The sequence below is a fragment of the Mesorhizobium sp. genome, from assembly GCF_024509055.1.
Taxonomy (GTDB): Bacteria; Pseudomonadota; Alphaproteobacteria; order Rhizobiales; family Rhizobiaceae; genus Mesorhizobium.
The window spans coordinates 13,832-36,518 of sequence record NZ_JANINM010000178.1; the positions used below are offsets into that span (position 1 = coordinate 13,832).

General features: G+C 64.0%; 18 protein-coding genes and 1 riboswitch. Of the genes, 8 read left to right on the forward strand and 10 right to left on the reverse strand.

The features are described from left to right. Positions 1-52: 52 nt before the first annotated feature. Together fba and Q0L57_RS08425 are read right to left on the reverse strand one after the other, a co-directional pair. The gene (fba, locus tag Q0L57_RS08420; protein ID WP_296741059.1) at positions 53-1,117 is read right to left on the reverse strand and encodes a class II fructose-bisphosphate aldolase; all 1,065 of its coding nucleotides are present in this window, start codon (positions 1,115-1,117) and stop codon (positions 53-55) included. 155 nt (positions 1,118-1,272) lie between these two features. Then, positions 1,273-2,007, reverse strand: coding sequence for a FadR/GntR family transcriptional regulator (locus Q0L57_RS08425; protein ID WP_296741061.1), 735 nt, complete (start codon positions 2,005-2,007; stop codon positions 1,273-1,275). 338 nt (positions 2,008-2,345) lie between these two features. Here Q0L57_RS08425 and Q0L57_RS08430 point away from each other — a divergent pair, with 338 nt between their 5' ends. Then, the gene (locus tag Q0L57_RS08430; protein ID WP_296741064.1) at positions 2,346-4,175 is read left to right on the forward strand and encodes an autotransporter domain-containing protein; all 1,830 of its coding nucleotides are present in this window, start codon (positions 2,346-2,348) and stop codon (positions 4,173-4,175) included. A 43-nt stretch (positions 4,176-4,218) separates the two neighbouring features. Here the strand turns inward: Q0L57_RS08430 and Q0L57_RS08435 are convergent, their stop codons facing one another. From Q0L57_RS08435 to mtnK, 3 genes are all read right to left on the reverse strand, one after another. Beyond that, positions 4,219-4,692, reverse strand: coding sequence for a 6,7-dimethyl-8-ribityllumazine synthase (locus tag Q0L57_RS08435; protein ID WP_296741066.1), 474 nt, complete (start codon positions 4,690-4,692; stop codon positions 4,219-4,221). 76 nt (positions 4,693-4,768) lie between these two features. After that, a riboswitch (FMN riboswitch) is annotated at positions 4,769-4,913 on the reverse strand. Positions 4,914-5,149: 236 nt separating this feature from the next. Further along, the gene (gene mtnA / locus Q0L57_RS08440; RefSeq protein ID WP_296741069.1) at positions 5,150-6,244 is read right to left on the reverse strand and encodes an S-methyl-5-thioribose-1-phosphate isomerase; all 1,095 of its coding nucleotides are present in this window, start codon (positions 6,242-6,244) and stop codon (positions 5,150-5,152) included. After that, the gene (gene mtnK / locus Q0L57_RS08445; RefSeq protein WP_296741072.1) at positions 6,241-7,512 is read right to left on the reverse strand and encodes an S-methyl-5-thioribose kinase; all 1,272 of its coding nucleotides are present in this window, start codon (positions 7,510-7,512) and stop codon (positions 6,241-6,243) included. The genes mtnA and mtnK overlap by 4 nt, the downstream gene beginning before the upstream one ends. A gap of 138 nt (positions 7,513-7,650) precedes the next feature. Between mtnK and Q0L57_RS08450 the strand changes: the two genes are divergently transcribed. The 3 genes from Q0L57_RS08450 (at position 7,651) to Q0L57_RS08460 (ending at position 11,377) form a co-directional block, all read left to right on the forward strand. Then, positions 7,651-9,162, forward strand: coding sequence for a sugar ABC transporter ATP-binding protein (locus Q0L57_RS08450; protein ID WP_296741075.1), 1,512 nt, complete (start codon positions 7,651-7,653; stop codon positions 9,160-9,162). A 126-nt stretch (positions 9,163-9,288) separates the two neighbouring features. Next, entirely contained in the window at positions 9,289-10,281 is a 993-nt protein-coding gene (locus Q0L57_RS08455; RefSeq protein WP_296741077.1) for an ABC transporter permease, read from the forward strand. A 43-nt stretch (positions 10,282-10,324) separates the two neighbouring features. Then, complete coding sequence (locus Q0L57_RS08460) at positions 10,325-11,377, forward strand: substrate-binding domain-containing protein (RefSeq protein ID WP_296741079.1); 1,053 nt, start codon at positions 10,325-10,327, stop codon at positions 11,375-11,377. Positions 11,378-11,452: 75 nt separating this feature from the next. Here Q0L57_RS08460 and Q0L57_RS08465 read toward each other — a convergent pair whose 3' ends face one another. After that, entirely contained in the window at positions 11,453-11,644 is a 192-nt protein-coding gene (locus tag Q0L57_RS08465; RefSeq protein WP_296741112.1) for a DUF1127 domain-containing protein, read from the reverse strand. A 181-nt stretch (positions 11,645-11,825) separates the two neighbouring features. Between Q0L57_RS08465 and Q0L57_RS08470 the strand changes: the two genes are divergently transcribed. After that, positions 11,826-13,334 (forward strand): winged helix-turn-helix domain-containing tetratricopeptide repeat protein, encoded by a 1,509-nt coding sequence (locus tag Q0L57_RS08470; protein WP_296741082.1) that lies wholly within the window; start codon positions 11,826-11,828, stop codon positions 13,332-13,334. An 18-nt stretch (positions 13,335-13,352) separates the two neighbouring features. Here Q0L57_RS08470 and Q0L57_RS08475 read toward each other — a convergent pair whose 3' ends face one another. The 4 genes from Q0L57_RS08475 to Q0L57_RS08490 form a co-directional block, all read right to left on the reverse strand. Then, positions 13,353-14,423, reverse strand: a complete 1,071-nt coding sequence (locus Q0L57_RS08475; RefSeq protein ID WP_296741085.1) for a D-alanine--D-alanine ligase family protein — start codon at positions 14,421-14,423, stop codon at positions 13,353-13,355. A gap of 12 nt (positions 14,424-14,435) precedes the next feature. Next, positions 14,436-15,056, reverse strand: a complete 621-nt coding sequence (locus Q0L57_RS08480; protein WP_296741088.1) for a C39 family peptidase — start codon at positions 15,054-15,056, stop codon at positions 14,436-14,438. 203 nt (positions 15,057-15,259) lie between these two features. Further along, positions 15,260-17,314, reverse strand: coding sequence for a bifunctional aldolase/short-chain dehydrogenase (locus tag Q0L57_RS08485; protein ID WP_296741091.1), 2,055 nt, complete (start codon positions 17,312-17,314; stop codon positions 15,260-15,262). Between the two features lie 83 nt (positions 17,315-17,397). Continuing rightward, positions 17,398-18,363, reverse strand: a complete 966-nt coding sequence (locus Q0L57_RS08490) for a sugar-binding transcriptional regulator (protein WP_296741094.1) — start codon at positions 18,361-18,363, stop codon at positions 17,398-17,400. Between the two features lie 202 nt (positions 18,364-18,565). On the opposite strand from Q0L57_RS08490, the gene Q0L57_RS08495 reads away from it, so the two are divergent. From Q0L57_RS08495 to Q0L57_RS08505, 3 genes are all read left to right on the forward strand, one after another. Next, positions 18,566-20,206, forward strand: a complete 1,641-nt coding sequence (locus Q0L57_RS08495) for an acyl-CoA synthetase (RefSeq protein ID WP_296741095.1) — start codon at positions 18,566-18,568, stop codon at positions 20,204-20,206. 445 nt (positions 20,207-20,651) lie between these two features. Continuing rightward, a complete protein-coding gene (locus Q0L57_RS08500; protein WP_296741098.1) occupies positions 20,652-21,257 on the forward strand; it encodes a TetR family transcriptional regulator in 606 nt (201 codons plus the stop codon). A gap of 75 nt (positions 21,258-21,332) precedes the next feature. Continuing rightward, positions 21,333-22,478, forward strand: a complete 1,146-nt coding sequence (locus tag Q0L57_RS08505; protein ID WP_296741115.1) for an efflux RND transporter periplasmic adaptor subunit — start codon at positions 21,333-21,335, stop codon at positions 22,476-22,478. Positions 22,479-22,687: the final 209 nt, after the last annotated feature.

Sequence of the window (22,687 nt, forward strand, 5' to 3'; positions counted from 1 at the left end):
ATAAGGACGGCATGCCGCGACCGCAATTGAAACGGTCGCGGCAAGATGTGGCTTAGCCGAACTTCGGGTCGAGGCCGCCCGACTTGTAGCGCTTGGCCATGTCCGCCAGCGGGATCGGCTTGATTTTCGGCGCGTTGCCGGCGGTGCCGAACTGCTCGAAGCGCTCCTTGCAGAGCTTCTTCATCGCGGCCATTGCCGGCGTCAGATATTTGCGCGGATCGAACTCCGAAGGGTTCTCGGTCAGCACCTTGCGGATTGCGCCGGTCAGCGCCATGCGGTTGTCGGTGTCGATGTTGATCTTGCGCACGCCATGCTTGATGCCGCGCTGGATCTCTTCCACCGGCACGCCCCAGGTCGGCTTCATCTGGCCGCCATATTTGTTGATGATCTCCTGCAGCTCCTCCGGCACCGAGGACGAGCCGTGCATGACGAGATGCATGTTCGGCAGGCGGCGGTGGATCTCCTCGATCACGTTCATCGCCAGCACCGCGCCGTCCGGCTTGCGCGAGAACTTGTAGGCGCCGTGGCTGGTGCCCATGGCGACGGCCAGCGCGTCGACATGCGTGTCCTTGACGAACTGCACGGCCTGCTCCGGGTCGGTGAGCAACTGGTCGTGGCTGATCGCGCCTTCGACGCCGTGACCGTCTTCCTGCTCGCCGCCGCCGCTCTCCAGCGAGCCGAGCACGCCGATCTCGCCTTCCACCGACACGCCGCCCCAATGCGCCATGTCGACGACGCGCCGGGTGATGCCGGAATTGTAGGCATAGTCGGCCGGCGACTTGCCGTCTTCCTTCAGCGAGCCGTCCATCATCACCGAGGTGAAGCCGTACTGGATCGCGGTGACGCAGGTCGCTTCGTTGTTGCCGTGGTCGAGATGCATGCAGACCGGGATGTCGGGATGGATCTCGACAAGCGCATCGATCAGCTTGGCCAGCACCACGTCATTGGCGTAGGCGCGCGCGCCGCGGCTGGCCTGCAGGATGACCGGAGACTTGGTCTCCTCGGCCGCCTCCATGATGGCGAGCCCCTGTTCCATGTTGTTCATGTTGAAGGCAGGCACGCCATAGCCGTGTTCGGCGGCATGGTCGAGCAATTGTCTCAGTGTGATGCGAGCCACCCAATAGTCTCCCGTATCTGGTGTCGAGCTTGCGTGTTGAGCCGTCCGGGCGTCGGGCGGCCACGACGCTTCTGGCCGGAATCCGTCCCGACCGCAACCTTCCTGGGTCAGGCCGATCGCAATTCTTGTTACAGCCTGTAGAAGGCGCGAGGGCCTTATTCTTCTTTGCTACGCCTGGCCGCGAGCGAGATCCGCGCATCCTCCTCCGCCCCGTCGAGCAGGACGAGCAGCGCCTCGCGGGTGGCGACCGGGTCGCGCTTCTCGATATTCTGCGCGATCTCACGGTGCAGCCCGAGCGAATGGCGCTGTCCGGCCGGATTGTCGTCCGAAAGCCGGAAGCTGATCATCAGCGCCGTCTCGATCAATGCGGCCAGCGAGCCGATCAGCTCGTTTCCGGACATATGCAGGATCGACTGGTGAAATGCGAGATCGGGTATGGCAAAGCGCGCGCCATCGTCGCCGGCCTCCTCCATCTCCGCTAGGATAGCCCATAATTCGGCTATCTGCTCGGGCGTGGCGCGCTCGGCGGCGAGTGCCCCCGCCGTCGGCTCGATCGCGCGGCGCAGCTCGAACAGCGCGCGCGCGTCCTCCGCCGTCGTCCTTGCGCCGAAGCGCCACGTCAGCACGTCCGGATCGAGGAAGTTCCAATCCTTGCGCGGCCGCACGCGCGTTCCCGTCCGCGGGCGCATCTCCACCATGCCCTTGCCGGCAAGGACCTTGACGACCTCGCGCAAGCCGGTGCGGCTGGCGCCGTAGGAGGCGCTCCAGTCATCGCCGTTCGGCAACTGGTCGCCGGGGGCGAATTCGCCGCTGACGATGCTTTGGCCGATTTCGTTGAGCAGCCTGGCATGCAGGCCGGTGTGCGAGGAGCCGGCCATATAAGGCGTCATCCGGAGCCCTCGGAGACGGTTGGCGTAATTCTTCATACTATTCCCATTATTCATATGAATGTCACGTGCCCACCCTAGTAAGCACGGCGTTGGAAAAGCAGCCAGGGCCGATCGACAGAATACCGGGCAACCGCACCTGAGAACCACAAAAATCTGGGTCTTTGACATCGCCGGCGGCTCCTCCCGCCGTCGGTCGATGTCGCGCGCATTCGGTCGATCGAGCCATACAACAGGAACGCGACAGAATGCCTTCAATGATGACTATCCCGGCCCGCCAGGCCGCAATGAAACGAACGGCCGTGACTTGCCTCCCAAAAGCCACGGCATCCTGCCTCCTCGTGTCCGGCGCACTGGTTCTGGCGGCAACGCCAGCTCTCGCCGTCGAGCCGTGGGTCATGGTCGAGAAGACGACCTTCACGGGCTCCGCCATAACATCGAAGCAGCAGGGCGTGACCACGGACGGCACGAACTGGTACTTCTCCGGCACCAATATTCTGGAGCGCACGGACAAGAATTATGACCCGTCTCTGACCGTTTCCCCCGCCATTCCCGACGTTCTCAAGCTGCCGTCCCAGTATTCCGATATCGGGCTCAACCATATCGGCGACATCGATTACGCCGACGGCTACCTCTACATCTCGCTCGACTCCAGCAACCGCGACCCGGTCACCGGCGGCAAGTACGAGAACCCGGTCTTCGCGATCTATCGCGCCAGTGACATGACCTTCACCGGTCAGGCCTTCGCGCTGACCACGCCGCACGGCATCCACGACATCGCCAGCTGGGTGGCCGTCGACGCCAAGAACGGCCTGGGCTACGGCATGGCCTATGAGAACGCGACCGAGCTGGCCGTCTACAACCTCTCGGACTGGAGCTTCAAGGAATACATCCCGCTGTCCCAGACCATCGACCAGGCGCAGGGCGGCAAGCTGCTCGACGGCTGGATGTATTTTTCCACCGACAATGACGACAAGACGATTTACCGCGCGAACCTCAAGACCGGCGAAGTCGAGGTTCTCGGCAATCTGAAGCTCGACCGCGAGCAGGAGGTCGAGGGCCTCTCCTTCAACATGACCAAGGACGGCTGGTCGATGTACATCCTCAATCGGGAACCGCTGGAGAGCGATCCAAACGTGGAGGCGGTCGGCTTCTACCGCTATCTGCGCCCTTATGGGAACGCGCTTTCCGGCGAGGTTCACGCCGATGTCCTGGGTGCGCTCGTCGACGACAGCCGCTTCGCGCGCGATTCAGCGAACCGCCGCCTCCGCTCGGCCTTCGACGCGGACGACGTGTCCCTCACCACTGCCGCCATCGACGGGACCGGGCTGCATGCCGCGCCCGCCACGGCCGGCGGCATCGTGATCTGGAGCGAAGCGCTCGCCATGACCGGCAACGTGCGCGGTTCGGGTGACGCCGCAGGCTTCGACCGCACAAGCGCCGGCTTCGTCGGCGGCGCGGATGTCCCTGTCGGCAGCTGGCGGCTGGGCGTGCTCGGCGGCTACAGCCGCACGAACTTCAACGTCTCCGACCGTGCGTCCTCGGGCACCAGCGACAATTACGATCTCGGCGTCTATGCCGGCACGCAAATGGGCGCGCTCGGCTTCCGGGCGGGCGCGATCTATGGCTGGCACGATATCGGTACCAAGCGCGATGTCGTGTTCCCGGCCTTCAGCGAGGCGCTGTCGGCGGGCTACAGGGCAGAGACCGCGCAGGCTTTCAGCGAACTCTCCTACCGGTTCGACACGAGCCTGGGCGGTTTCGAGCCCTTCGCCAACCTGGCCTATGTTCACGCGAATGCCGGTGGCTTCGCCGAGACCGGCGGAACCAACTCGGCTTTGACCAGCCAGGGGGCGTCGAACGAGAATACCTTCTCGACCCTGGGCGTGCGCGGCTCGACCCGGTTCGGAACGGGCATGACCGCCTTGCATGGCATGGTTGGCTGGCAGCATGCCTATGGCAACGTCCAGCCCGCCACCACGCTGACCTTCGGCTCCGGCGCGTCCTTCGCCAGCGCTGGCGTGCCGATCGCCAGGGATGCACTTGCCTTGGAAGCCGGGTTCGATGTGTCCCTGTCGCCCAAGGCGACGCTCGGTGCGTCCTATTCCGGCCAGATCGCCAGGCAAGCGCAGGGCCACACCTTCAAAATCAACTTCGATCTCAAGCTGTGACCTGAGGAAATGCCGGGTGGGAAACCCCACCCGGCACCTTGTTTCAGGCGGCGATCCGCGCGCGTGCGGCGAGGATATCGACGCAGGCCTTCGCCGCCTCCTGGCCCTTCACCTCGAAATGTTCGTGGAAGAAACGGTGGTGCTCGGCGCTGTCACGGTAGTTGTGCGGCGTCAGCACGGCCGACAGCACCGGCACGCCGGTCGCAAGCTGCACGGTCATCATGCCGTCCAGAACGGCGCCCGCCACGAAGTCGTGGCGATAGATGCCGCCATTGACGACGAAGGCGGTGCCGAGGATCGCCGCGTAGCGGCCGGTCTCGGCGAGCGTCTTGGCGTGCAGCGGGATCTCGTAGGCGCCCGGCACATCGAAGATGTCGACGGCGAAGTTCCCATCGCCGAGAACGTCAAGCTCGGCCTCGAAGGCTGTAACGCATTGGTCGACGATGTCTGCGTGCCAGCGCGCCCGGATGACGGCGACGCGGCGGGTCTGTTGGTCTTTGGGGAAATGCTGATTCATGGGTCCTTCCTTCCGTTTCGAACCAGAATCAGGACGCACGACGCAACAATACGGCCCGCGAGAGGGCCGTCTTTGCGATCGTTCTCTTCCATCCGGACTGTAACCGTCGGCTCCGGAATCACACCGGATCTGCTGTCCCTTCCGTTTCCAGAAGGCGCTCGCGGGCTTGAGCCGAAGCTCTTACCGCCGGTGGGGACTTTCACCCCGCCCTGAGAACATTAACGGTGGTTTTATGGAAGAGGAGCGTGGGTGCTGTCAATTGGCGATGACACCTCGATCGTCATCCTAGGGCGGAGCAAGGAGCGAAGCGACGCGCGCAGACCCTAGGATCCATGCCGTGACGCTAAGGTATTGCAACAGCTACAGAATTCTGCACCGTTGCGCTCGATGATGGAGGTCACGGCATGGATTCTCGGGTCAAGCCCGAGAATGACGACGCGCTGGGGAGATCACCCAGTCACCCCCGCTCCGGGAACATTGCCCTCAACCCCTCGCGTGAGGCCTTCGCCACGCCGCGCTCGGTGATCAGGCCCGTTACCAGCCGCGCCGGCGTCACGTCGAAGGCCGGGTTCGCCGCCGGCGTCGCGTCGGGCGAAACCCGCACCTGCGCGATCTTGCCGTCTGCGGTCCGGCCCCAGACCAGCGAAACCTCGTCGCCGGAGCGCTCCTCGATCGGGATCTCGGCCAGCCCGTCGGCCACCGTCCAGTCTATGGTGGGTGAGGGGAGCGCGACATAGAACGGCACGTCGTTGTCGGCGGCGGCCAAAGCCTTGAGATAAGTGCCGATCTTGTTGCAGACGTCGCCATTGGCGGTCGTGCGGTCAGTGCCGACGATCACCATGTCGATCTCGCCATGCTGCATCAGATGGCCGCCGGCATTGTCGACGATGAGCGTGTGCGGCACGCCGTGGCCGGCCATCTCCCAGGCCGTCAGCTGGGCGCCCTGGTTGCGCGGCCTGGTCTCGTCGACATAGACATGCACCGGAATGCCGGCTTCCGTCGCCAGGTAGATCGGCGCGGTGGCGGTGCCATAGTCGACGGTCGCCAGCCAGCCGGCATTGCAATGTGTGAGGATGTTGACGGTTTCGCCCGGCTTCTTGCGCGCCGCGATCTGCCTGATGATGGCAAGCCCGTTCTCGCCTATGGCGCGGTTCAGTCCCACATCCTCGTCGGCGATCTCGGCGGCGCGCCGGTAGGCGGCCTCCGCGCGCTGCTCGGGCGCGAGCGGCTTCAGGAAGCGCCGCATCTCGTCCAGCGCCCAGCGCAGGTTGATCGCGGTGGGTCGCGTCGTATGAAGCGTCTCCCACACCGCGTCGAGCGCTTCGTCCGATGAGTCGTCGCTCATCTGGATGGCGACGCCATAGGCGGCGGTGACGCCGATCAGCGGCGCGCCGCGCACCCACATGTCGCGGATCGCGGTGGCGATGCCGGCGACCGTTCCGATCTTCTCGATGCGGAACTCGTGCGGCAGCCAGCGCTGGTCGATGATCTCGACCGAACGCTTGTCTTCACTCAGCCAGATGGTGCGGAAGTGGCGTTCGCCGACGTTCAAATTCTGCTCTCCTGTTCGATCAGCGCGGCCAGCTTGTTGACCTCGTCGATGCTATGGATCTGGCGCCGGTTGACGGCGATGTGGCGGCCGAAGCGCAAAGCCTTGGCCTCACATCTGGCGCGCAGGTCTTGATCGGCAATGGTCTCGAAATCCGCATTATGGGCGAGACCGAGAATACGCCGGTGCACCTCGATGCCGGCAAAGCCAAGCAGGTCGGTCCAGATGCTTGAGAGCATATGGTCGAACGCCTGCTCGGAACCCAGGAGGTCGCCTTGATCCTCGAAAAGGCTCTTCTGGTAGAGCATGCCGTTGCGCTCGGTGCGCCACAGATGCGAGAACTCGGCGCGGAAGACCGACCAGGTCTCGGCGGTGACCCGTAGCAGATAGGCGCGCATGGAGTCCCGGCTGCCTTTCTCCTCATGGCCGCGCTGCGAGAAGAAGGCCATCCAGAAATTGGCGAGCAGCATGCCGACGTCGAAGGCGATCGGGCCGTAGAAGGCGAATTCCGGATCGATCATCCGGGTCTCGGTGTCTGTCACCATGATCGAGCCGGAATGCAGGTCGCCATGCAGCATCGTCTCGGCATTGGCGGCGAAGAGATGCTTGAGCCGTTGCGCCTCGACCTTGAGGTCGCGGTCGGCGCGCAACTCGGCCACCAAGCCGTCGAGTTGCGGGTTGGTGTGCCGGTTCATTTTGGCGTCGAAATAGGGGTCGGAGAAAACCAGGTTCTCCGTGATGTCGCAGAGCTCGACATTGTCGGCGAACAGCGCCAGGTCGGCCTTGCGATCTTTGGTCACCATAGACAGGTCCGAACCGCGGAACAGCGTGTGGGCCATGAAGAGGCCGATGTCGCGTGCGATTTTGGGCAGCTCGCGACCGTCGATCAGCGCCCGCCGCAGGATGATATGCGGCGACAGAAACTCCATCACGATCAGCGCCTGGTCCTCGTCGAAATGGTAGATCGCCGGCACCGAGCCGGGCGCCCGGCGCTCCTGCCTGGTCAGCGCGTGATATTCGAAGAAGGAGCGCTTGAGCGGCAGCGGCCAGCTGTCGCCGACCAGCCGCACATAGGGTAGCGCCTGCTTCACCACCGCCGCGCCCTTGTCTCCTTCGACGATGAAGACGAGGTTCAGATTGCCGTCGCCGACCTCGCGTACCTTCCACTGCGCGGCATCACTGCCGATGCGCGTGGTCAACGCCGCGGTCCCGCCAAGGCGCTTTGGCAGCGTCTCCACCGACAATGCTTCGAACGGCTTCTTCTCGGTCATTCTCTCCCCTCCTGCGCGTGGTTTCCGACGATAGCGGAGCCACGGCGGCGAGGCCAAGCTATGGACGGCTCTGGCAATTGTCAATCGTGTTGACAATTGCCGAATGAGCCCATAGCGTCACCGGCCAGGGAGGAACGAATGGGCGCAGATGCCGTGTTCCGTGTGGAGGCCTTAAGGAAATCCTTTGGCCAGAACGAGGTGCTTGGCGGCATCTCGCTAGAACTGTTTGCGGGCGAGGTGACGGTGCTGATGGGCGCCAACGGCGCAGGCAAGTCCACCCTGGTCAAGATCGTCAGCGGTGTCTATTTGCGCGGGGCTGGCTCCATGCAGCTGGCGGGCAGGGCTTTCGACCCGCAGACCCCGGCCGAAGCGATCCGCGCCGGTGTCGTCACCGTGCACCAGAACATCAATGACGGCGTGGTGGCCGACCTCGACGTCGCCACCAACCTGACTTTGGACCGATTGAGCGGCAAGGGCGCGTCGCTCTTGTTCAAGCCGGCCAATGTCCGTGCCGAGGCGAGAGCTGTCGCCGATCGCATGGGGCTCGCCATCGACCTCAAGGCGCGTGTCAGCGACCTTACCCTTGCCGACCGGCAGATGGTGGCGATCGCGCGCGCCATGGCGCACCAGCCGAAGGTGCTTATCCTCGATGAGCCGACCTCGTCGCTGTCGAGCGCCGAAGCCGACCGCCTGTTTGCGCTGATCGACCGCCTGCGCGGGCAGGGCGTCGCCATCCTCTACATCTCGCACCGCATGTCCGACATCCGCCGGCTCGCCGACCGTATCGTCTCGATGCGTGACGGCGTCATAGCCGGGGCATTCGACCACAAACCGCTCGATTACGAGGGCGCGGTCAATGCCATGCTCGGCAGAAAGATCCACCTCGAGCGGGTCGTCGCGAGGAATTCGGCGCAAGCCGTCTTCAGCGCCGAGGGCTTGCAGATCGCGCACGGGTCGAAGCCGATCTCGATGACGCTCGGCGCCGGCGAAGTGGTAGCCATCACCGGTCTGGTCGGCGTAGGCAAGACAGCCTTGGCCGAAACTCTCTTCGGCGTGCGCAAGCCGCTCGCCGGCACGATGCGCATGGACGGCGAGCCCCATGCGCCGGTATCGGCGCGCGAGGCGATCGCCCATGGCGTCTTCCTCGTCGCCAAGGATCGCGCGACAAGCGGCATCGTCGGCGGCTTCAACATCGAGCGCAACATCAGCCTGCCGTTCCTCAAGCGCATGTCGGGCTTCGGCGTCATGAGGAAGCGCGCCGAGCGCGCAGCCGCTCGCCGCCAGATCGACGAACTGGGCATCGTCTGCCGCTCGGAGAAGGACGAACTCTCGGCGCTTTCGGGCGGCAACCAGCAGAAGGTGATGGTGGCGCGCTGGATGTCGCAAGCCTCGCGCTTGTTCATCCTCGACGAGCCTTTCCAGGGCGTCGACATCTCGGCAAGGCGCGACATCGCGGCGAAGCTCAGAGCCAGCGCCGACGGCCGCGCAACGCTGATCTTCGTCACCGAGATCGACGAGGCGCTGGAGACCGCCGACCGCATCCTGGTGATGTCGGAACACACGATCGTTGGCGAGCACAGGAACGCCGATATCGACCTTGACCGCTTGCTGGCCGAAGTGGCCGGAGGGCCGCTTCACAGCGCGGCGTGAGGTCCAATGCATGTCGCCCAAAAGTGCGTAGCGGTTTTGGGAAAACGACATCCATCAAAACGAAGAATTGCATGGAGTGGAATGGAAAATGAGTTTGGGTTGGAAAGCCGCGCGGCGGGGCGCTGAATGATGCGCGACTATGCCATCCGCTACGGCTTCATCGTCCTGCTGGTCGGGCTGATCGCCTATTTCGCGATCTCCGCCGACGGTTTCGTCTCGCCTCAGAGCGCCGTCTTCATCTTCCAGTCTGTTGCCATTACCGGCGTGCTGGCGCTCGGCGTCACCGCAACGCTCGTCGTTGGCGGCTTCGATCTGTCGATCGGCTCGGTCGCCACCAGCGCCATGATGGCCGCCTCCTACGCCATGGTGGTGCTGCAGCAGAACGCCGTCGTCGCGGTCATCGCCTGTCTGGTCATCGGCGTGATCGTCGGCCTGATAAATGGCTGGCTGATCGTCTACATGCGCGTGCCTGATCTGCTGGCGACGCTCGGCATGATGTTCCTGCTGCTCGGCCTGCAGCGCATCCCGACGGAAGGGCGCTCGATCGCCACTGGCATGACCATGCCCGACGGCTCAGTCGCCAACGGCAAATTCAGCGAGGCCTTCCTGGCGCTCGGCCGCCACCGCATCGACTTCTTCCTCCCGAACCTCATCCCGGTCTCGGTGGTCGTGCTCGTTGTGCTCGCGGTGCTGATCTGGTTCTTCCTCGAATACACCCGCTTCGGCCGCATGATGTATGCCGTCGGCTCCAACGAACGCGCCGCCGAACTCGCCGGCGCGCCTGTCAAGGCATACAAGATCTGGGCCTACGTCATTTCTGGAGTATTTGCCTCGATCGGCGGCATTCTGCTCGCCGCCCGGCTTGGACGTGGCGATATCGCCTCGGGTAATAATCTGCTGCTCGACGCGGTGGCGGCGGCGCTCATCGGCTACGCCGTGCTCGGCGCCGCCAAGCCCAACGCCTTCGGCACCGCCGTCGGCGCCGTGTTCGTCGGCGTCCTGCTGCAGGGCCTGACGATGATGAACGCTCCCTACTACACGCAGGATTTCGTCAAGGGCGCGGTTCTCGTCGTCGCCCTTGTCTTCACCTTCGCCCTTTCCGGCAGGGGCAAGAGCTAGTTTCGACCGGGGCATAGTGGATAGAACAACGGAGGAAAACGACGTGAGCATTACAAGAAGACTTTTGGGGAAGGCCGCACTCGGCCTGGCGGGCGCGGCGCTGCTGATGCAGGGCACCGCCCTGGCGGCCGACCGCCCGGCGCCGTTCGACAAGCCGGGCGTCAAGATCGCGCTGGTGCGCTATCTCTCGACCGGTGACTTCTTCCAGGCTTATCTCTCCGGCGTCGAGGCGCAGGCCAAGGCGCTCGGTGTCGACCTGCGCGTGCTCGACAGCCGCCAGGACGCCGCGCTCCAGGCCGACATGGTCGACCAGGCCATCGCGCTCGGCGTGCAGGGCATCATCATCCAGCACGGCCTGACGGAATCGATGAAGGACGCCGCCCAGCGCGCGGTGGACGCTGGCATCAAGGTCGTCGCGTTCGACGTCAATGTCGAAAACCCGAAGATCCCGCAGATCGAGCAGTCCGACAAGGATCTCGCCAAGCTCGCGCTGGAGCAGGCGGTCAAGGACAATGGCGAGAGCTGGAAGGCCGGCTATGTCTATGTCGCCGGCATCGCGCCGCTCGACCGCCGCAACGAGACCTGGGTGGACGTGAAGAAAAAGAATGCGGGCATCAGCGAGGTCGCGCAGTTCGGTACGCTCGACAACCCGATCGCCAACTCCGTCGCCAACCAGGCGCGCTCGGTGCTGCAGGCGCATCCCGACATCAACGTGATGTTCGCGCCCTATGACGAGTTCGCCAAGGGCGTGAAGATCGCCGTCGATGAGGCTGGTCTGAACAAGAAGATCAAGATCTATTCGGCCGACATCTCGACCTCGGACATCTCGGCGATGCGCGAGGCCGACAGCGCCTGGGCCGCCACCGCCGCTACCAACCCGGCCGTCGTCGGCCAGGTCTCGGTGCGCGCGCTGGCGCAGCTGCTCGCCGGCGAGGATCCCGGCCACAACGTCATCGTGCCGCCGACGCTGATCACCCAGAAGGAGCTCATCGACAAGGACATCAAGAACATGGAGGACCTATCGGCCAAGCTGCCGCAGTTCGCCCATGCCGATGTCGCTATGCCGGCCTGGATGCCGAACCCGAACGCCAAGTAAGGGCCTGGCAGTCGCAAAACGAAGAGAGCGGTCCCACGGGCCGCTCTCTGTCTTTCTGGCGATAGCGCCGTGGCCTCATCGCTGCCAGAAGGGCAGCTTGGCGATCTCCAGTTCGACTTCTTCCTTCGTCAGACCGATATCGTCGATCAGGTGCGGATTGTCCGTCACCATGCGCTTGAGGTCGAAGCGAAAGCGGGCCTGCTTGCGGCGGGCCGCGATAAGGCTGCGCAAGGCGGCAAGGCTGTAACGGCGGACCGCCTTGGGCATCGCCGGCCGTGCCGTCAGATCCGTGCAGGAGACAACGATATCGTTCATGGCAACCTCCATACGGTCGAGGGATTGAAACCTTCGATTTGATTGAGGTTGAACTCTGCAGCAGCCGGCCGGCGGCGTAATTAAGCCCTCCCAAATAGTTCTCAAAACTTCCAAATCGGCTATAGATCGCCGCATGCAGGGATCGCGCTTTGCATTTGGGCCGTTCGTGTTTGATCCAGGCGCGGGAACGCTGCTCCGGGACGATGTTCCCGTTGCCGCCGGCCACCGTGGGCTCAAGCTCCTCGAGGCGCTTGTCGGCCGTCCTGGCGAAATTCTGGCCAAGGCCGAACTGATGGATGCGGCGTGGCCAGGCACGGCCGTCGAGGAAGGCAACCTCACCGTCCAGATCGCGCAGCTCAGGAAGCTGCTTGGTCCCGCCATCGACGGCGGCGACTGGATCGCCACGATCCCGCGCGTTGGCTACCGTTTTACAGGCGCCATCGAAAAGCTCGACGGCGCTCAGAAGAGGCCTTTGCCGCTGCCCGACAAACCGTCGATCGCCGTGCTGCCTTTCGTGGCTTTCGGCAACGATCCAGAACAGGTGTCGTTTGCGGACGGCTTGACCGAGGACTTGATCACCGATCTCTCCAGAATGGGTGGCCTGTTCGTCATCGCCCGCAACTCGGTGTTTGCCTACAAGGGCAGGGCGATGGATGTGCGCATGATCGCCAGGGAGCTCGGCGTGCGTTACCTCTTGGAAGGCAGCGCGCGGCGTGCCGCGGGGCGCGTTCGCATCAATGCGCAGCTTGTCGATGCGGTGAGCGGAGAACATCTCTGGGCGGAACGCTTCGATCGAGGCCTCGAAGATATCTTCGCCGTTCAGGACGAAGTGACGGCCAAGATCGTGGAGGCGTTGCTCGGCCGGCTGCGCGCGCTGCCGGAGCGCAACCGGCCGAAGAACCTCGAAGCCTATGATCTCGTCGTGCGGGCGCGCAAAATGTTCGACGAGTCGCCGCAAATGGCGCGCGAAGCGCATCTGATGCTGACGCGCGCGATCACGCTCGATCCGGACTACGCCGAGGCCTATCGCTGGCTGGCGATGAATCACTGGATGGGCTGGGTGCATTGGGGCGAGCCGTTCGAGCCCGCCCGCAGCACATCTCTAGCGTTGGCACGCAAGGCCGTGGCGATCGATCCCAACGATGCCGGTTGCCGCTGGGTGCTGGCGAACCTTCTTGCCTATGAGCGAGATTTCGAGCAGTCGGACGCCGAATTCGCCAAGGCGATCGAGCTCGACCCGAACGAGGCCGATATCTGGGCGACCTTGTCCGACATCGAGGTGCTGGCTGGGAAAATCGAGGAGGGTCTGGAGCACATTCGCAAGGCTTTCCGACTGAACCCGTTTCCGCCAAGCTGGTATTACCTGACCCTTGGCCAGGGGCAGTATGCGGCCGGCGATTACGAGGCGGCCGTCGAGACGCTGCGCCGCGACGAGACCTACCGCACCAGCTCACGCCGCTTCCTGGCGGCAAGCCTTGCCCAGCTCGGCCGCCTCGACGAGGCCCGCACTGAGGTCGCACTGTTCCTCGTCGGCAACCCGCACTTCTCCACGCAGCACTGGGTGGAGACGGAACCGTTCCGTGATGACGCGACGCTCAGGCATTTCGTCGACGGCTTCCTGAAGGCCGGTCTTCCGGAGTGAGGCAGCCAGGCGTTGACCTTACCGGCTGGCGCGGGCCAACCCATGCGCCACCAGCCGGTCGATGACCTCGGGATAGCTGACGCCGCTCGCCGCCATCGCCTTGGCGTACATGCTAATGTTGGTGAAGCCGGGAATGGTGTTGAGCTCGTTGACCAAGAATTGCATGTCCGGCCTCAGGAAGAAGTCGACCCTCGCCATCCCGTCGCAGCCGAGGGCCCTGAAGGCCTTCGCGGCCATGGCGCGCATGGCTTCCTCGACCTTCGGCGGCAGCTCTGCCGGCACGATCAATGCAGCGCCGTTTTCATCGATGTATTTGGCGTTGTAATTGTAGAAGCCGTGGCTTTCCGCAGGCACGATCTCACCCGGCCGCGAGACGAAGAGCTCGCCTTCGGGGCTCTCCAGCACACTGAACTCGATCTCGCGGCCACGAACGAATTCCTCGGCCAGCAGCTTGCTGTCGTGCTGGAACGCTTCAGTCAGCGCCCGATCGAATTCCTGGCTGGCATTGACCTTTGCCACGCCGACCGACGAGCCTTGCCGCGCCGGCTTGATGAACAGCGGCAGGCCAAGCTGATCTTCGAGCATGCCCAGCGAAGGCGCGGCATCCGCCTCGATCGTCACCGAGCGCGCGACAGGCACCCCCGCCGCCTTCAGCAGCCGCTTGGCGATGTCCTTGTCGAGCGCGGTGGCGGAGCCGAGGATGCCGCAGCCGGCGAGCGGCACTTGCGCCACTTCGGCCAGCCCCTGCGCGGCGCCGTCTTCGCCATGCAGACCGTGCAGGACCGGAAACAGGATATCGATGGCGGGGAGTTCATGCGGCGGTCCGCCGGCCGGGATGGCCAGCATGCGGCCATGGCCGCCCGGCACCAGGCAAATCTCGGCGCCGCTTGAAGGGGTCGCGAGCGCGCTGTCCCGGTAGCTGCTCAGCAGCCATTGACCCTCGCGTGTGACGAAGATCGGAACGGCGTCATATTTCGCCGGATCGAGTGCTTGCATGACGTTAGCCGCCGAAAGCAGCGACACCTCATGCTCGGCGGAGCGGCCGCCGAAGAGCACACCGATACGCAGTCTTTTGACGGTCACGGGCATCTCCGGGGATGATCAGGATTGGAAATCGACGGCGATGCCGCGATTGGCGAAGAAACGGTCGAAGGTCGCCGGCGGCAGAGTTGCATTCACCTGGCTTTTCTCGTCGTGGCCGGAAGGGTTGTGAAACCGGATTTCGCCCTCCGAGGCCGCTGTAACCAGCACCAGATGCCCGCCCTTGGAAGGCGGCTCGCGCTCGGGCCAGCGGATGCCTGGATGCACCGAAGCGATGAAGAACCTGCGCCGCGACAGAAGCCCGGGCACCATCGCAATATCGATGTTTGTCATCGTTTCGGCGGAGAGGCCGAACCGGTCGCGGACGAAGCGGACGAAGGGCTCGTAGATCAGACCCTTGATCGAGCCGTCCACCTCGTTGACGACGTAGCCGCCATAGGCTGTGCAGGCGCGGGCGAGCTCGAGTGTCGGATGGATTTCGCCGCGCACGGCAAGGATCATCTTCAGGCAGGCCATGCCGCAGACATTGACGGCCCAGCGGGCGTAGTCCTCCACCGTCTCGGCGCCGGAGTTGCGCCATAGCGGGTCGCGGTGGAGCGCCGACGGACCTTCCGCCACAAGCGGCAAAGTCATGTCGGGCGATTCCCACTGGCTGAAATAGGGCACTTCGCTCGATTGCATTCCGACTCCAGCCTTGCGTCTCGCCTATGAGGCGCAAGGCACCCCCTCAAAGCTGTCCTAGCAGTAAGCCGAGGGTTTGGGCGGATTTTGGCCGGTTAGAGCAGTTTTCCAGCAGAAGGCCGAAACGGCTTTCTATCCGGAGCATCGAGACCAGGTGATGAAGCGGTTCGCCGTTTCCATCAACGACGAACCGTCCCTAATCTTCAGCGCAGCGCCGCCGCGATATTGCCGCCGTCCACCGTCGTCACGTCGGCCGTGGTGCGGTCGGCCAGCGCCTGGTGCAGGAAGGCCTGCGCCACATCGTCGGCGGTTACTTCCTGTCCGAGCAGGTTGCCGGACATGTAGTCCTTCTCCGACAGGCCGCGCGCTGTCGAACGGCTGGCGATCATGGCGTCTGTCAGCAGCCCGGAGCGGATACGGTCGGCATTCACCGCGTTGGAGCGGATGCCATGGGCGCCATAGTCCAGCGCGTATTGACGGGACAGGAACAGCGTCGCCGCCTTGGGCAGCCCGTAGGCGCCGAATTTCGGTCCGGGATTGACCGCCTGCTTGGAGGTGTTGAACAGCAGCACGCCGCCGGTGCCCTGTTCCAGCATGATGCGCACCGCGTTCTGCGCCGCCGACTGGTGGGCGAAGAAATTGAGCTCGAAGCTCTTTCGCAGCAGCGCGTCGTCGAGCTCGCCGATACGGCCTTCCCAGGCAGCGCCCGCGTTCGAGACCAGGATATCGACGCCGCCATAAACGGCGACCGCCTTGTCGAAGGCGGCGCGCATCTCGGCAGGGTTGGTGATGTCGGCGCCGACGCCGATCGAATTGTTGCCCGCGGCCTTCGCCGCTTCGGCGGCCTTGGCCGGGTCGAGGTCGACGATAACCGCATGCGCGCCATTGGCGGCGAACAGCTTTGCCGTCGCCGCGCCGATGGCGCCGGCGCCGCCGGTGATCAGCACCACCTGGCCGGTGAGCGGCTTCGGCTTGTTGGAGGCGAGCTTGGCCTGCTCCAGCGACCAGTATTCGAGCGGGAAGAGATCTGCCTTGGAAAGCGGGTGGAAATTGCCGATGGCCTCGGCGCCGCGCACGGCCTCGATCCACATCTCGCCGACATCGGAAGCGATCTTGGCATCCTTATGCGTGCGGCCATGGCCGAACATGCCGAGGCCAGGAACCAGCGTCAGGCGCGGCATCGGGTCGAGCATCGTACGCTTGACGTCGTCCAGCGCGTCATTGGTCTCGAAGTAGGCGGTGTAGTCGCCGACGAAGGTCTGGACATGGCCGCGGATGACGGACTTGTAGTCGCCGAGCTTGTCGGCATCGGGCGCCGGCACCGACATCGGCCCGGTCTTGATGCGGATCGACAGATCCGGCGTCGAGACGCCACGGCCAGCATAGTCGGCGATCTTGGCCGAATTGATGAAATCGACGATCGCGTCCGAAGTGCGGAAGTCACTGATCATGCGGTCGAAACGGCCTTCGCCGCGCGCCACGGCCACCGCGCCGCGCAGCGTCGGCGCAATGTCGCCGGGCTTCGCGAGCTTTGCCGGCAGCGCCGCCTTGGCCGCCTGCGGCTTGCCGTGCTTGGCGACATATTCCTCTGCGACGTTCACATAATGGATCATCCGGTCGTAGGCCTGCCGGGCATCGTCGCCGAAAGTGAAGATGCCGTGCTTGTCGAGGATCAGGCCTTCGACGCTGGGATCCGCGTCGTAGACTTCCCCCGCGACCTTGGCGAGGTCGAAGCCCGGCTTGATGTAGGGCACATAACCCATCTTGTCGCCGAACACGGTCTTCACCAGCGCTTTGCTGTCATCCTGGTCGACGATGGCGAGGATCGCGGTCGAATGGGTATGGTCGACGAATTTGTGCGGCAGGAAGGCATGCAGCAGCGTCTCGACCGACGGATTGGGCGAGGAGGGGTCGATGAGGTTGGAGCGCTGCAGCGCCACCATGTCCTCGTCGGAGAGCTCGGCAAGCGCGCGCGCCTTGAGCAGCGCGCCCATCTTGACCGCCGGCAGGCCTTGCGGCTCGATGACCGCCATGTCCCAGCCGCTGCCCTTGACGCAGAGCACGTCCCATTCGTCGCCGACGAGGTCGGTGGCCTTGGTCTTGCAGGACGTGTTGCCGCCGCCATGCAGCACCAGCCGCGGCTCGCCGCCGAGCAGACGGGTCGTGTAGACGCGTAGCGCCAGGTCGCGGCCGACGCCCTTCTTGGCATAGTCGGCAACCATCTTTTCCGCGTCGGCGTCGTTCCAAAGGTTCTTCATTTCGCTTCGTCCGATGTCTGTCTTCTGTTGGTCATGAACGGGAAGCCGCGACGTCTTGATGACAGAGGCGGCGAGGGTGGTTTCTACGAGGCCTTTTTGCTGGCGGCGCCGGCGTGGTCCAGAAGGCGCCCGGCCATGTGCGCGCCGACAACCAGATGTGTGCAAAGGCCGCCGGCGATCGCCGCCAGCAGCGGCTCGAACTTGCTGTCTTCCTGCACCACCATCAGCCGCTTCTCGATGGCGCGCAGCGAGGCGAGCTCGGCGGAAATGACCCGCTTGTTGTAGCCGCAGTCGAGCACTTCGCCTTTGGCGTCGATGATCTGTCCGGCGATCACGCCGGCGGCGCCTTCCTTGCGCAGCGCCGCCATCTCGGTCGGCGTCAGCGCGCCGCACTTCACCAGATGGCTGTCGGCATCGACCGCGCCGACGGAATAGAGCGCGAGGTCGCAGTCGCTGATTCCAGCAAGCTGGTCGCGGATCACCGGCTCGGCGCGCAGGCCTTGCGCCAGCGCTTCGGTCGACAGCACCAGGGGTGCGTAGAAGTTGAGACCCTTGGCGTTCAGCCGCCGCGCGATTTCCATCGTGCATTGGTCGGGGCGGTAGGAGTAGGGGGCGCCAAGATTGCCGCAGAGCTGCACCACCGTGACGTCCTGCAGGTCGGCATAGGACATGATGTCGGCAATGGTGTAGACGGTGCGGCCCCAGGCGACGCCGATCCGGTCGCCCTTCTTCACCAGTTCGAGGAACACGCTTGCCGCTAGCACCGCGATGTCGGTTGAGGGATCGGCGACATAGGCGTTTTCCGGCGCGATCCAGACGGCGTCGAGCCCGAAAGCGTCCTCCAGCCGGCGCGCCATGACGTCGTCTGTGAAGAGCTGCGTCGAGGTCGAGATGTTGACGATGCCGGTCTCGCGCGCCTTGCGCAGATACATGGCGACCGATGCACGCGAAATCTTGAGCTGGGTCGCCACTTCGTCCTGGCGAAGGCCATGGGCATAATACAGCCAGGCGGCCTTGTGGATGAGCTGTTCTGCCGGTCTGATCGCCATGCCGTCTCCTCGGCTGACATTAGTCACGGCTCTCGACAAAAGTCAAATCCGGGTGGCGGGTTCGATCACCTCACAAGATGACCCGGTTGAGACGGTCATTTCAACAGGTCCGCATATCATAGCATTTCTCGGTCGTTCGGGGGGATGGCATGAACGCAGGCGTGCAGCTAGAAAGCTCAAAAAGACCATTGGGAGGAACGGGATGGCCAATCCCTACGAACAGGATCTCGACAGGAACGCCGCCAACCACCAGCCGCTGACGCCGCTGACCTACCTGCAGCGCGCGGCAATGACCTATCCCGATCACGTCGCCATCATCCATGGCAGCCAGCGTGTCACCTATCGCGATTTCTGGCGCCGCTCGCTGAAGCTCGCATCGGCGTTGTCGAAGCGTGGCATAGGCAAGGGCGATACGGTGACGGTAATGCTGTCGAACACCCCGCCGATGCTGGAGGCCCATTTCGGCGTGCCGATGACCAGGGCAGTGCTGCATTCGCTGAACACACGCCTCGACGCCGCCGTCATCGCTTTCCAGCTCGACCATGCCGAAACGAAGGTGCTGATAGTCGACCGCGAATTCTCGGGCGTGGTCAAGGAAGCGCTTGCATTGGCGAAGGCCAGGCCATTGGTCATCGACTATGACGATCCCGATTATGCGGCGGACGCTCCCTATCCCAAGGGCGAGCGGATCGGCACGCTCGACTATGAGGATTTCGTCGCCGGCGGCGACGAAGCTTTCGCCTGGTCGATGCCCGACGACGAATGGGACGCCATCTCGCTCAACTACACGTCCGGCACGACGGGCAATCCGAAGGGCGTCGTCTACCACCATCGCGGCGCCGCGCTGATGGCCTACACCAACACCATCCACGCCGGCATGGGCAAGCACGCGGTCTATCTCTGGACGCTGCCGATGTTCCATTGCAACGGATGGTGCTTCCCTTGGACTTTAGCCGTGCAGGCAGGCACGCATGTCTGCCTGCGCTGGGTGCGGCCAAAGCCGATGTATGACGCGATCGCCGACCACGGCGTCACCCATCTCTGTGGCGCGCCGATCGTCATGTCTGTGCTGATCAATGCCAAGGACGAGGACAAGCGCCAGTTTCCGCAGACCGTCACCTTCAACACCGCCGCCGCGCCGCCGCCCGAGGCCGTGCTTTCCGGCATGGCAGATGCCGGCTTTGCCGTCACCCATCTCTACGGCCTGACCGAGACCTACGGGCCGGCGGTCGTCAATGAATGGCACAATGAGTGGGACGATTTGGAGAAGGGGCCAAGGACGGCGAAGAAAGCCCGCCAGGGCGTGCGCTACGCCGCGCTCGAAGGGCTGACGGTCATGAACCCGGAGACGATGGCGGAAACGCCGGCCGACGGCGAGACCATCGGCGAGGTCATGTTCCGCGGCAACATCGTCATGAAAGGGTATCTGAAGAACCGCAAGGCAACCGACGAAGCCTTTGCGGGTGGCTGGTTCCATTCCGGCGACCTCGGCGTCATGCATCGCGACGGCTACATCCAGCTCAAGGACCGCTCCAAGGACATCATCATCTCGGGCGGCGAGAACATCTCCTCAATCGAGGTCGAGGACGCGCTCTACAAGCACCCGGCCGTGGCCTCTTGCGGGGTAGTCGCCCGCGCCGACGAGAAATGGGGCGAGGTGCCGGTCGCCTATGTCGAGCTGAAGCCTGGCAAGACGGCGACCGAGGCTGAGATCATCGAGCATTGCAGAGGCCTGCTCGCGCGCTTCAAGGTGCCGAAGGCGGTGGTGTTCGCCGAAATCCCGAAGACCTCGACCGGCAAGATCCAGAAGTTCCGGCTCCGGGAGATGGCGAAGGGGGCGTAGTTCGCTCGCTCCAAGAAGCCCGTGACGTCTACAGTTTGCGCCAGTATCCGCGACGTCGTCATCCTAGGGTGGAGCAGTCGCGAAGCGACGTCGCGGAAACCCTGGGATCCATGCCGTGACCTTGCTGCCGCGCTCCCACGGTCGAGAATTCTTTCCTTGGACGGCTGGCATCTGTCGGCGTAACTTATTGATCTGCCTCGCTCTTCGGTCGACATCACGGCATGGATCCTAGGGTCTGCGCGCGTCGCTTCGCTCCTTGCTTCGCCCTAGGATGACGACGATACGGGCGCCATCAGCCAACTTTGCTGACGTCGTTCATGGCGTCCACTCACTGTCACCATCTGTCACCAATTATACGTGTACGTCGATTTCGCATTGACTCCCCGCGCCTTTCGATTTACGAGTGACGAAAATTGAAATTCGTCACTTGTCAAAAGAAAGCGCCATGTCAGAAGCCGCCAACATCGTGGCAGACCCCGCCAGGCAGGAGAATGTGACGCGCATTCTCGATTGCGCGGAGCGGCTGTTCCGGCACTACGGCTACGGCAAGACCAACGTTGCCGACATTGCCCGCGAGCTCGGCATGTCGCCGGCCAACATCTACCGTTTCTTCGCATCCAAGGTTGAAATCCACCAGGCCGTCTGCGGCCGCATGCTCGGCGCAAGTTATGCGCAGGCCTACGAGATCTCGCGGCTGCCGATCAGCGCCGAGGAGCGGCTGCGTCGCTATGTGCATGCCCAGTACAAGATGACGCTGGAAGTCCTGCTCGATGACCAGAAGGTGCATGAGATGGTCATCGTGGCGCTCGAGCGCGACTGGGGCGTCATCGACAAGCATATCGACCGCATGCACGATCTGATGGCCGAGGTGATCCGCGAGGGCATCGAAGCCGGAGAGTTCAGGAAGCAGGATCCGATCGTCGCGTCGCGCTGCTTCGGCGCCGCCACGGTCATCCTTTGCCACCCGCAGATGGTGGCGCAATGCCTTGCCAAGACCAACCGGGCGATGCCCGACGACCTCATCGACTACGCGATCAGAGCCTTAAAGTAACCGCTGCCCGCCGGGTGCCGGTGTTCGACAATTCATCTCCAGTTCGGGAGTGCTAAGGTGTCTTTGTCCAGTTCCATCATTCGCAGGCTGCCAGTCGCCGGCCTCCCAGTTGCCGGTCTCATCGTCGCGGCGCTAGGACTTGCCGGTTGCAGCCAGGAGAAAGCAGCACCCGTCGCGGAAGTGATCCGGCCCGTGAAGGTCGTCGAGATCGGCGAGGCCCAGACCACGCGCCAGCTCGACTATTCCGGTTCGGTGCGTGCCCGCACCGACATGAATCTCGGCTTCCGCATAGCCGGCAAGGTCACCGAGCGTCTGGTCGACATCGGCCAGCATGTGAACACCGGCGACGTGCTCGCCCGCGTCGACCCGTCCGACTACGAATTGTCGGTGAAGAGCGCCCAGGCAAGTCTCGACGCAGCCGAGCGGCAGGTCGAGACGGTCGACCTCGCCAAGAAGCGCGCCGAGCAGCTCTACGCCAAGAACTTCGCGCCGAAGTCGCAACTCGATCAGGCCGTGCTGACCTACGATCAGGCGATCGCCACTCGCGATGCCGCTCGCTCGACGCTGGCACAGGCGCAGAACCAGGTTCAGTATGCCGATCTCAAGGCCAGCAAGGATGGCATCGTCACCGCAATCTCCGCCGATGTCGGCCAGGTGGTTGCCGCCGGCACGCCGGTGATGACGGTTGCCGTCGATGGCGAGAAGGAAGTGCTGATCGCGGTGCCCGAAATGGACATCGCCGGCTTTCGCCCGGGCAAGGAAGTGAAGGCGAGTTTCTGGTCGGATGAGGGGCTGACCCTCGATGGCAAGGTCCGCGAGGTTGCCGGCAGCGCGGACGCGCAGTCACGCACCTTTGCGGTCCGGGTGTCGCTGCCCAACGACCCGCGCGTGCTGCTCGGCATGACCGCCAATGTCCAGGCGACTGTCGGCAGCAAGGCGCAGATGGTGTCGATCCCGCTGACTGCGATGGCCGAGAAGGATGGTAAGCAAATCGTCTGGACGGTCGACCGCGCCTCCGACACCGTCCATCCGCGCCCGATCAAGGTTGCCAATTTCACCGCCGACGGTGTCGCCGTCGCCGATGGCCTGAAACAGGGTGACGTCGTGGTCGCCGCCGGCACGCAGTTCATGACCGAGAACCTCAAGGTCAAGCTTTCCGGCGACGCCCAGCAATCCGCCTCGGCGGATGACGACGTCGCCACCACCAGCAGCCTGCGCTGATGCATGCCGCCCAAAGGCGCGAAGCGGTTTTGGGTGAACGACATGCGTCGAACTGAGACTTAAGCCAGGCGAAAGAACGCCTTTCCCGCTCTCGCTGCGTGCGCCGCGAGCCGGGGAGGGCATGGGTTCCGGGCGGCAGCCGCCCGATCGTGAGATGCCGGCATGTTGGCTCCCCCGCAGCAGTGCCGCGTCCCCCGTGATTGCGAGTC

Excerpts from the sequence above, each read along its gene's own strand:
- Q0L57_RS08435 (WP_296741066.1), bottom strand. The coding sequence starts at position 4,692 with ATGAATCAGCATTTCCCCAAAGACCAACAGACCCGCCGCGTCGCCGTC.
- Q0L57_RS08425 (WP_296741061.1), bottom strand. The coding sequence starts at position 2,007 with ATGACGCCTTATATGGCCGGCTCCTCGCACACCGGCCTGCATGCCAGG.
- Q0L57_RS08490 (WP_296741094.1), bottom strand. The coding sequence starts at position 18,363 with ATGGCGATCAGACCGGCAGAACAGCTCATCCACAAGGCCGCCTGGCTG.
- Q0L57_RS08470 (WP_296741082.1), top strand. The coding sequence starts at position 11,826 with ATGCAGGGATCGCGCTTTGCATTTGGGCCGTTCGTGTTTGATCCAGGC.
- Q0L57_RS08485 (WP_296741091.1), bottom strand. The coding sequence starts at position 17,314 with ATGAAGAACCTTTGGAACGACGCCGACGCGGAAAAGATGGTTGCCGAC.
- mtnK (WP_296741072.1), bottom strand. The coding sequence starts at position 7,512 with ATGACCGAGAAGAAGCCGTTCGAAGCATTGTCGGTGGAGACGCTGCCA.
- Q0L57_RS08500 (WP_296741098.1), top strand. The coding sequence starts at position 20,652 with ATGTCAGAAGCCGCCAACATCGTGGCAGACCCCGCCAGGCAGGAGAAT.
- Q0L57_RS08450 (WP_296741075.1), top strand. The coding sequence starts at position 7,651 with ATGGGCGCAGATGCCGTGTTCCGTGTGGAGGCCTTAAGGAAATCCTTT.
- Q0L57_RS08475 (WP_296741085.1), bottom strand. The coding sequence starts at position 14,423 with ATGCCCGTGACCGTCAAAAGACTGCGTATCGGTGTGCTCTTCGGCGGC.
- Q0L57_RS08465 (WP_296741112.1), bottom strand. The coding sequence starts at position 11,644 with ATGCCCAAGGCGGTCCGCCGTTACAGCCTTGCCGCCTTGCGCAGCCTT.
- Q0L57_RS08455 (WP_296741077.1), top strand. The coding sequence starts at position 9,289 with ATGATGCGCGACTATGCCATCCGCTACGGCTTCATCGTCCTGCTGGTC.
- Q0L57_RS08495 (WP_296741095.1), top strand. The coding sequence starts at position 18,566 with ATGGCCAATCCCTACGAACAGGATCTCGACAGGAACGCCGCCAACCAC.
- Q0L57_RS08480 (WP_296741088.1), bottom strand. The coding sequence starts at position 15,056 with ATGCAATCGAGCGAAGTGCCCTATTTCAGCCAGTGGGAATCGCCCGAC.